Source organism: Neobacillus drentensis (assembly GCF_036965245.1).
Lineage (GTDB): Bacteria > Bacillota > Bacilli > Bacillales > Cytobacillaceae > Neobacillus > Neobacillus drentensis_G.
Genome location: NZ_JBALPG010000051.1, coordinates 99,369 through 109,608, shown reverse-complemented (window position 1 = coordinate 109,608; position 10,240 = coordinate 99,369). Strand labels below are relative to the sequence as shown.

General features: G+C 36.4%; 7 protein-coding genes. 3 read left to right on the top strand and 4 right to left on the bottom strand.

What is annotated here, in order from left to right; all coding sequences use genetic code 11:
* Nucleotides 1-190: 190 nt before the first annotated feature.
* Nucleotides 191-1,696 (bottom strand): MFS transporter, encoded by a 1,506-nt coding sequence (locus V7150_RS13425; RefSeq protein ID WP_335518866.1) that lies wholly within the window; start codon nt 1,694-1,696, stop codon nt 191-193.
* A gap of 277 nt (nt 1,697-1,973) precedes the next feature.
* Here V7150_RS13425 and V7150_RS13420 point away from each other — a divergent pair, with 277 nt between their 5' ends.
* Entirely contained in the window at nt 1,974-3,311 is a 1,338-nt protein-coding gene (locus V7150_RS13420) for a TrkH family potassium uptake protein (protein ID WP_335518864.1), read from the top strand.
* A 28-nt stretch (nt 3,312-3,339) separates the two neighbouring features.
* On the top strand, nt 3,340-3,993 hold the full coding sequence (locus tag V7150_RS13415; RefSeq protein WP_335518862.1) for a potassium channel family protein: 654 nt from the start codon (nt 3,340-3,342) through the stop codon (nt 3,991-3,993).
* A 229-nt stretch (nt 3,994-4,222) separates the two neighbouring features.
* On the opposite strand, the gene V7150_RS13410 is transcribed toward V7150_RS13415, so the two are convergent.
* The 3 genes from V7150_RS13410 to V7150_RS13395 all read right to left on the bottom strand — a co-directional run bounded on the left by V7150_RS13410 (nt 4,223) and on the right by V7150_RS13395 (nt 9,686).
* Nucleotides 4,223-5,053, bottom strand: a complete 831-nt coding sequence (locus V7150_RS13410) for a LysM peptidoglycan-binding and 3D domain-containing protein (protein WP_335518859.1) — start codon at nt 5,051-5,053, stop codon at nt 4,223-4,225.
* A gap of 245 nt (nt 5,054-5,298) precedes the next feature.
* Nucleotides 5,299-7,356, bottom strand: coding sequence for a formate dehydrogenase subunit alpha (fdhF, locus tag V7150_RS13400; RefSeq protein WP_420490285.1), 2,058 nt, complete (start codon nt 7,354-7,356; stop codon nt 5,299-5,301).
* A gap of 179 nt (nt 7,357-7,535) precedes the next feature.
* Nucleotides 7,536-9,686, bottom strand: coding sequence for a PAS domain S-box protein (locus V7150_RS13395; protein ID WP_335518857.1), 2,151 nt, complete (start codon nt 9,684-9,686; stop codon nt 7,536-7,538).
* A 293-nt stretch (nt 9,687-9,979) separates the two neighbouring features.
* On the opposite strand from V7150_RS13395, the gene yhfH reads away from it, so the two are divergent.
* Nucleotides 9,980-10,114 (top strand): protein YhfH, encoded by a 135-nt coding sequence (yhfH, locus tag V7150_RS13390; protein ID WP_283918981.1) that lies wholly within the window; start codon nt 9,980-9,982, stop codon nt 10,112-10,114.
* Nucleotides 10,115-10,240 lie beyond the last annotated feature (126 nt).

Here is a 10,240-nt window from a genome sequence, read left to right as displayed (position 1 = left end):
CACTGGAGACCCCGCAGGCGCATTCATCGCCGAGGAGGCTCCAGGACCTCCCCGCGGAAAGCGAGTGCCCGGAGCGGAAATCAACCGGCCCATTCGCAGGGACAATCAATAAATTTGGTATTTAGATTTTGACAGAATAAAAAATTGCCGAGAAAAATACTTTCTTCTCGACAATCTGACTAAATGGAATTTAGTTTTTCTTTGGATGTTCATTTTCTTCTTTAAACATTCCAACATAATTTTTCGTTTCTCCTGCATCATTTTGAATTGCCGTTATGGTTAACCATTCTTTATAAATCTCATTATTTTTCCGTTTATTCCAAATATATCCTTCCCAAATTCCTTTAGTTTTCAGACTCTCCCACATTATTTTATAAAATTCATTGTCATGTTCTCCAGATTGCAGAACGCTTGGGGTTTTTCCGACTACTTCTGCTTGACTGTAACCTGTAATTTTTGTAAATGCCGGGTTGACGCTCTGAATGATCCCATCTACATCCGTTACACAAATACCGTCTACCGCATGGTTCACAATTTTAGCTGAAATATCAAGTTTATCTTGATAGTAAAGCCAAACAACAATGACTAGACTTGCAAGAGAAAATTCCGATAAGCACATAAAACCAATCGCATAATCTCCAGTCCAATTAAAGAGAATCGTTAGGATAATTGGCGGAAAAAAACCGCCAAAACCACCCATTGCTGCAACAATACCATTAACTATCCCCGCTTGTTTTGAAAAATATAATGGGACTAACTTAAAGATTGCCCCATTTCCAATCCCTGCAAAAAATGCAACTAATAAACACCCCAAAAAATAAATCGGCAGTGAAGGTGTAAAGGACAATAGGAACCCTGCAAATGTTAGACTAAAAAAAACAGCCATTAGGATAATAAATGGATTAATTTTATCCCCTAGCCACCCCCCTACAGGTCTAAAAAAAGTAGTAAGGGCAATAAAGCCTGCAGTTCGTAAACCTGCATCCATCTTGTCTAATTCAAAATGATTAACTAAAAATGAAGGTAAATAAATCGTAAACGCAACAAAAGAACCAAATGTAATAAAATAAAATAAACTTAAAAACAAAAGTTTAGGATTTTTATAAACCTCTTTAATCTGCTCTAATAAGGAATTCTGGACCTTTCGTTCGTTTCTATCACCGAACAAGAAATTTAAAATGGCAAATACCAGCATAATGACAAAGAAAATCTTAAAGGTATTTCTCCATCCATATACATTTGCAATGACAGGTGCTAAAAAAGAAGTAAGCGCTGTTCCAATAGTACCGGCTCCATAAATACCGTTGATAAATCCATGTTTCGTTTTTACAAAATATTTTGGCAGGGAGGTAACTCCAATCGAAAAAACGGCCCCCCCAATACCGAGTAATAATCCGCCCCAGATTAACATAACCAAAGAATTTGCATAGCTAATAATGGCAATAGGGACTAGCAAAATAATAAAGCTTATGGTAAATAGAATTCTTGCTCCATAGCGGTTAGTCCAATAGCCAATCGGAACCATTAGAATAGATCCAAGAATAACAGGCACAGCAGTTACCAAGATAATTTCCGTTGATGATAATGTAATCTCTGCCTTAATAAAAGGCATTAGAGAAGAAATAAGCACCCAAACCATAAATCCTGCGACGAGACTTCCCGTTTGAATAAAAAGGTGTTTTGTTCCTTGATTCATTTTCATTCCCCTCGTAAATCCGCCATTCCTTATATTATTTCCTAAACAACCTTTATAAAGTTACACTTAATTCTATGATCATGGAAAAATTTTCTTCAAGTATTATAGAACATTTTCTATTTTAAAGCAGTGAGGTATGACACAAATGAAAAGAATCTATTTACATCAATTTAATCAAGTAGTATATTTTTCCTGTAATATGTATTTTATCATGATGCCATTTTATGTATATTGTAGGTTTTTATTGTCAAAATAAATATAGAATAGGAAGGAAATTATGCATCAAAAAAAGAACTTTCTTGATCCTCCTAAGATTCTTGTTTTAGGATTTGCAGCTATTATTTTATTAGGAGCCTTTTGCTTAACACTTCCAGTTGCAACAACTAGTGGTCACGGTTTAACTTTTTTAAACGCACTGTTTACCGCCACCTCTGCCACATGTGTAACAGGGCTTGTAGTTGTTGATACTGGTACAACATTTTCCTTATTTGGCCAATTAGTAATTTTGTTTATGATTCAAGTCGGTGGACTTGGATTTATGACATTTGCTACACTTTTTGCCTTTTTATTAGGAAAAAGAATTTCCCTAAAGGAAAGAATTCTGCTGCAAGAATCATTAAATAACCTCTCAATGGAGGGGATAGTTCGTCTAGCCCGACGTATTTTAATATTTACAGCGGTGATTGAATTTGTAGGAGCGCTAATCTTGTCCATTCGCTTTTCTTTTGACATGCCTTTAGGAAAAGCAATTTATTTTGGTATTTTCCATTCTATTTCTAATTTTAACAATGCAGGCTTTGATATTTTCGGCGATTTTCAGAGCCTAACAAGTTATGTGGATGACCCAACAGTTGTGTTAACCATCTGTACATTAATTACGATTGGTGGTATCGGCTTTATCGTTATGAATGAGCTTTTTGAGTACCACAGCTCTAAACGCTTATCCTTGCATACCAAAATTGTTTTGATAACAAGTTCCTTATTATTGATTGGCGGTACGATTGGAATTTTTTTATTTGAATTTTCTAATGAAAAAACATTAAAGCCGCTATCTTTTTCAGGAAAAATTCTTGGATCACTATTTCAGTCCGTTGCAGCTAGAACAGATGGAGCTAATACATTAAATATTGCCGAAATGACCCAGTCTTCCTTATTGTTAATAATATTTTTAATGTTTATTGGTGCATCTCCAGGTTCTACTGGAGGTGGTATAAAAACAACTACATTTACTACATTATTAGGTGCAGTTTGGTCGCAAATCCGTGGTAAAGAAGATGTTATTTTTTTTCGGCAGCGAGTTGTTTATGAAACCATATATAAATCCTTAACTGTTACCTTATGTGCGTTGTTTCTTGTTTTGACCATAACATTGTTATTAACAATTACAGAGCCAGGAACAGATTTTATAAAGCTTCTATTTGAAGCAACATCTGCTTTTGGAACGGTAGGCTTATCAATGGACTTATCTCGTGAATTATCACCCCTTGGAAAAGGTTTAATCACTTTTACGATGTTTGCAGGCAGGGTCGGGCCATTAACTATTGCTTATGCAGTTGCGATACGCAGAAAACCTGATCCATTCCGATATCCTAAGGGAAAAATCATGATTGGATAGTTCGACATCAAGGAGGATATGAGGATTTATGGCTAATCAATACGCAGTAATTGGTTTAGGAAGATTTGGACTAAGTATTGCAAATAAGTTATATCAATCTGGTCAGGAAGTGCTTGGAGTAGATGTGAACGAGGAAAAGGTAGAAGAGGCACATGCGTTCGTTACTCATTCCCTAATCGCGGATTCAACAGATGCTGAGGCACTTAAATCGATTGGAATACGTAATTTTGATACAGTCATTGTAGCAATTGGTAATGATATCCAGGCAAGCATCCTGACTGTTTTACTTTTGAAGGAGCTTGGTGTCAAAAAGGTAATTGCCAAAGCAATAAACAAACTTCATGGCCAAGTATTAAAAAAGGTTGGTGCGGACTGGGTTGTCTTTCCTGAACGAGATATGGGCATTCGAGTCGCCCATCAGCTATTATCGCCAAATGTTTTAAATTTCATTGAGATCTCGAGGAATTATAGTATAGAAGAAGTAAAAATTCCAGATCGGATGAAGGATAAAACCCTAAGGGAGTTGGATTTAAGGGCTAAGTTTAATTTGAGCGTGATAGCCATTCGTCATGAAGATGACTTAAACATCTCGCCTTTACCAGATGAGAAGATTTATTTTGGCGATGTTCTTGTTGTTATTGGTGAAAATAGTGATCTAGAAAAGTTCGCAAATTTAAACTAAAAGCGGAAGCGCCCGGTTAGCGCACGACAGGACTGGAGCTCTCCAACTGAGATAAAGGAAACACGAAGAGCGTTAGCGATTCGATGTTGACTTATCGTAGGGCGGGGAGTGAAGTACACTAGTCGCTGGGCGCTGGAGCTGGATAATTCTCAAGGTCGAAATATATTGTTTTATTCTTAAAACAAAAAGCACACTTCCTTCCATAATTAGAAGTGAAGTGTGCTTTTTATTAGTCATTTAAAATTTTGACCTTAACTTGTTTTTTACCCCAATTAATTGCATCCTGTTCTGAAGGAATAAACACATCAATTCGATTACCTTTAATCGCCCCGCCAGTATCAGCTGCTGTCGCTACTCCGTAACCTTCGACATATACTTTACTTCCAAGCGGAATAACAGATGGATCAACGGCAATAACTTTTGCATCAGGGTTAGCATTTAAATCAACACCTGTAGCCGTTGTGCCGGAACAGCCTTCACATGAAGCTGTATATGCTGTTGCCTTGACGGTAATTTCCTTTGTACCCTCTTCTTCACTATTTGAAGATTCATTCATGTTGTTAGCCTTATTTACTGTTGTATTTTCGCTTTCACTTGCCTTCTCCCCTGGGTTTGAAGCGGATTCAACAGGAATGTTCTTACTTTTATCATTACTATTATTTTGAGCTTCGGTCGCTGATTCAGCATTTTTAACATTATCATTTAATCCATCATAAATGATGAGGTTTAACCCTGGATGAATAAGGTCTGTATTTAATTTGTTCCATTCTTTAAGTTGATTTACAGACACTTGATATTTTAATGCAACATCCCATAAGGTATCATCCTGCTGAACCGTGTATTGTTTTTCAGTTGCAATTGTTAATACATCTCCCGGATGAATAAGGTCAGTAGAAAGATGATTCCACTTTTCAATATTTTCTACAGATGTATTATGTAACTGTGAAAGTTCCCATACGGTGTCCCCTTTTTTCACGGTTACTTCTGCCGCTTGTACATTAGCACCTACAGTTCCTGAGAGTGCAGCTACTGCAATAAATGCTTTTATTTTTTTGATCATTTTTTTACCTCCCATGTTCTTTCGTGGCTAACAGTACCCATCATAACATGGATTTTTCTGATACAAAGAACAAGGGGATTTTAATTCGTTTACAAGCATGGCAATTATATTACAATAATATTTCTAGCTAACTGAAAATTCTTAATTCTAAACAAGAATTTTCATCCTCAATTCTTCAATATTTATTGAAAGAAAAAAGAATAGTGCAGCATTTTTTTCTGCACTATTCTATAAAAATAATTTATTTAAACCTTCGAGATTGCAACCGCACATGCTTTATATTCAGCAGTTCCGGAGATAGGGTCATACTCATTTAGAGTTAATACGTTGGTTGGCGTTTCACTCCAGTGAAAACTCATGAAGACAAGGCCAGGAACCACTTGTTCTGTAATCTTTGCCTTTACCTCAAGCTCCCCTCTCCTGGAACGAACCTGTACTACTTCACCTTCAGTAATACCAAGTGCAGCTGCATCATCTGGATGGATATCAACCGTTTCTTCTGTTTGTTTCACTTTGACTCCTGCTGCATAGTGACGTGTCTGTGTATGGGTATTATAAGACTCATAACGCCTTCCTGTTGTTAACGTAAATGGATATTCCGCGTCGGGCAATTCTAATGGTTCCGTATAGTCCACTGGGACAAATGGTGACTTTTTAACACTCGGCTGGGGAGAATGAAACCGCTCATGCATTATTAATGTTCCTGGATGGTTTTCATCTGGACATGGGTAATGAATGCTGTACTCGTTATCAAGCCTCTCGTAAGATATTCCACCGTACATCTCCCATGCAAGCTTCCTCACTTCGTCCCAAATTTCCTCACTACTTTGATAGTGCATCGGATATCCCATAATAGTAGAAAGCTCGCAAAGAATTTCCCAATCTTCCTTCACATTTGGGTGTGAATCGACTGCCTTACGAACGCGTTGAATTCTTCGGTCAGTATTCGTATAGGTTCCATTAACCTCTCCCCATGAACGAGCCGGCAATACTACATCTGCCATTTTCGCCGTTTCCGTTAGGAATATGTCTTGGACTATTAGTAAATCAAGCTTTTTAAACAATTGTTTCGTATGATTCATATGAACATCAGCAAGGAGTGGATTTTCACCAATAACATAAAGAGCCTTTAACTCTCCCATTTCTATACGATCAAAGGTACGTGTTTGTGTATCTCCAGCTTGCGAATTTAATTTTACATTCCATTCCTTTTCATATCGGGCTCGAAACTCATCATTTGCTAAGCTCATCGCTCCAGCCAATTGGTTTGGCAAGCATCCCATATCACCTGCACCTTGGACATTATTCTGCCCTCTTAATGGCATTATGCCTGTGCCTTGTTTTCCAATGTTCCCAGTTAATAAGGCTAAATTTGCAATATCAAATACATTGTTTACGCCGCAATGATGCTCTGTAATCCCAAGTGTGTAGGCAATCATCGAAGCGCTTGATGATGCATATTCCCTTGCGGTTGCCACAATATCTTCCTCACTTAGTCCTGTGATCGCAGCTGCATATTCAGGTGTATATGGCTCTACCTGTTTTTGCAACCGATCAAAATCAATTGTAAACTGCTCTATAAACTCAGGATTATAAAGACCTTCCTTTATAATAACGTGAATGAGTGCATTAATAAGTGCGATATCTGAACCGACATTGATTTGTAGATGGCGATGGGCTACTTTTACCATATCAATTTTTCTTGGATCAATTACAATAATCTTTAGCCCTGATTTTACCGCCTTTTTCATTCGATTCGCAATTATTGGATGGGCTTCAGTCGTGTTTGACCCCATTAACAGCAATACTTCTGCCTTTTCAAAATCTTCAAGAGTATTCGTCGGAAAACCGCTTCCAAAAACAGTTGCCAGACCGGCAACGCTAGGAGCGTGTCATGTACGGTTACAGCCATCAATATTGTTACTTTGAATTACTGTCCTCATGAATTTTTGCGTAATAAAGTTGGATTCGTTAGTGCTTCTCGCACAAGCAAACATACTAATCGCATTTGGGCCCCATACAGTTTTTATTTCTGATAGTTTTTTAGCGATGAATTGATAGGCCTCATCCCATGTTGTTTCAACAAGCTGGCCGGCTTTTTTGATAAGCGGTGATGTTAATCTATTTTTGGCATGGACATACTCATAAGCAAAAGCACCCTTTACACATGTTTGCCCTTTATTAACAGGTGCCTCTTTATCTCCGCGGATTTTCATAATTTTATTGTCCTGAACTTCAAGGATTAGGCCGCATCCAGTACCACAGTATCCGCAAATTGTTTTTACAAAACTTGCTTCACCCACTTTATTCCCTCCCCATTAAAAACATAACTATCTATATAACAATATTAATCTATTTATTACGTTTGTAGGCTCCTTTTTTTAAAAAAGTTTGTCTATTTTTAAAAAGAAGAAATTGGATAAGAAAATCGTAAATGACCGTTTAGCGTCGTATAAAAAAAACGAGAGTGTACCTCTCGTTTTCATGCAATTTTTGCAGGTAATAATATATTGAAGGTTGTTCCTTTATTTGGCTCACTTTCAACAAATACTTTACCGTGATGACTTTCAATAATTTTAAAGCTAACCATTAATCCTAGTCCATTACCATTCCTCTTCGTCGTGTAAAATGGCTCACCAAGTTTCTGCAATTTGTCTTTGGGAATACCTACCCCAAAATCCTGAATCGAGATTTGTACATTATTATCATGAGTAATCGTTTTAACGTGCAAATCTCCACCGTTTGGCATCGCTTCGATTCCATTTTTAATAAAGTTTAGAAAAACCTGCTTTAAGCGATTCTCGTCACAATCAATTTGAATAATCTCTTGATTACAGTCAAATAACAAGTGGACATTCCTCTTCCTCGCTTCAAATTCAAGTAAGGAAACGACGTCTCTAATTACCGGAACGACATTCTTTTCTTCTAATTCCACTGCCTTAGGTTTAGCTAACACCATAAAGTCCTCAACAATGTTATTTACCCGTTCAATCTCATCAAGAATAATATTCAAAAACTCTAACCGTTCTGGATTTTTTTCATCTAACTGTAAGAATTCTGTATACCCTTTCATAGAGGTTAGTGGATTGCGAATTTCGTGAGCGACACCTGCAGCCAATTGACCCACGGCAGCAAGCTTATCTTGGCGGTGAAGAACTTCTTCTGTTTTCTTCCGTTCCGTTATATCATTACGAATAGCTAAATATTGGTAAGGCCTTCCATCTTCATTAATAAAAGGAATGATCGTGGTGTCCACCCAATAAAAGGTTCCACCCTTTGCTTTATTTCTTATTTCCCCTTTCCATACATTACCTTCCCCAATTGTTTTCCAAAGGTTTTTGAAGTATTCCTTGCTGTGGTAACCTGAATTAAGGATATTATGATCTTTTCCTATTAATTCTTCACGACTATACTTTGATATCTCACAGAACTTTTCGTTTACGCTGGTGATTTTTCCTTTTGAATCTGTAAAGGCAACAATAGAAGATTGATCTAAAGCAAATTTAATATCAGTATTCTCTTTTATTGTCTCTTTGAGGTGCTCCTCTGCCTTTTTTCGATCAGAAATATCTGAGCGGATAGCGATATATTGAACAGGTTTACCTTTATTATTCAAAAAAGGAACAATGGTAGTGTCAACCCAATAAAACGAACCATCCTTTGCTTTATTTCGTATCTCCCCACGCCAAATCTGTCCTGATTGAATCGTTTTCCAAAGATGATGAAAAAATTCTTTTGGATGATAACCTGAGTTTAAAATTCGGTGATTCTTACCAATGATCTCTTCCTTCTTATACTTTGAAATTTCCTCAAATTTATCATTGATATAAACAATTGTTCCATGTGGATCTGTAATCGCAACAATGGCCGCAGCATCAAGTGCTGCTTTAATGTCCTTTAAGTTTGTATCCGTTGCTGCTAATTGTTTACTTTTCAAAGTACTAGAAATAATCAGACCTCCGGTGATTAAAACAGATACAAATAAGACCAAATAAATAAAGAATGGACTATTTGCGTTCGAGCCATTTACCACTTCGCTTGTCATGATCTCAGCCCTTTGTAAAAGAAAATGACCTTCAGCTATTGTTCCTGTAATGATTAATACACTAACCGGTTTTAACCAACCCTGATTTCCTTGGGAGTAGCTTGATGAAAAAAGAATCCACAAAGAAAATAAAAATGAACAAAAAATTAATAGTCCTAAAAATACTAGCAGTACAATATTGTATTCAATATTTACATTCATGGCATATAAACTGATCACTTGAGTCGCAATAACAGCAAAGGTTAAAAATAAGCTGCCGACAAGTAAATGATAGAATCGAATAGTTTTGCCAAAAAACGCAAGGAAAGCAATTCCGGTAAAAGCAATTCCAATAAACATTGCAAGAATCGTAAGCGGAATATTATAGCTTGTAAACCGATTTGTATCTGCTGAAATAAGTGCAATAAAATTAAAGACCCATATTCCAATACCCATTGAAAATGTTCCACCAAGAAAGAGAAGCCGCTTATTATGGTAGGAAGACCTTATTAAAGTAAACATATCCAATGCTGTATATGATGCCATGATGGTTAAACCGATGGCAATAATAATGAAATATGGATGAAAAGTCCCAAGTAACGCATTCATTAACCAGCATCCCCCAATTTCAACAATGAATTTCTACTATGATTGTAATGTAAAGTAGATGCGTATGGAAGCAATAATTTTCTAGCTTTCCCATTTATTTTTATCCTATTCCCGTTCATCATTATATATAAACATGGATAAGGGATAAATAGATTTTTGTGATAAAAGTCTTATTTTTAAAATAAAGGCAAATTTTTTTAAAAAAAGTCTACACAATTTAGATTTTTTTGTTTATACTGTACTATAACAATAAGAAATTTAATAAACTGTATTAATAAAGGAGGAGTTTTAAAATGTTGATGAGTCCAGTAGAATTTTTCCGCAACTTGCCAAAAAAGGAATGTCCAGAATGTGGTCAGAATATGGAGGAACAAGCTGAAAGTTATTTAATGGAATGCGATCGCTGTCTATCTAAAAGAGAAGAGTAATTAACAAGGACTCTCCGTAAAAAGAAGAGTTCAGATTGTCGAGAAAGGGTATTTTTCTCGGCAATTTTTTATTCTGTCAAAATCTAAATACCAAATTTATTGATTGTCCCTGCGAATGGGCCTGTT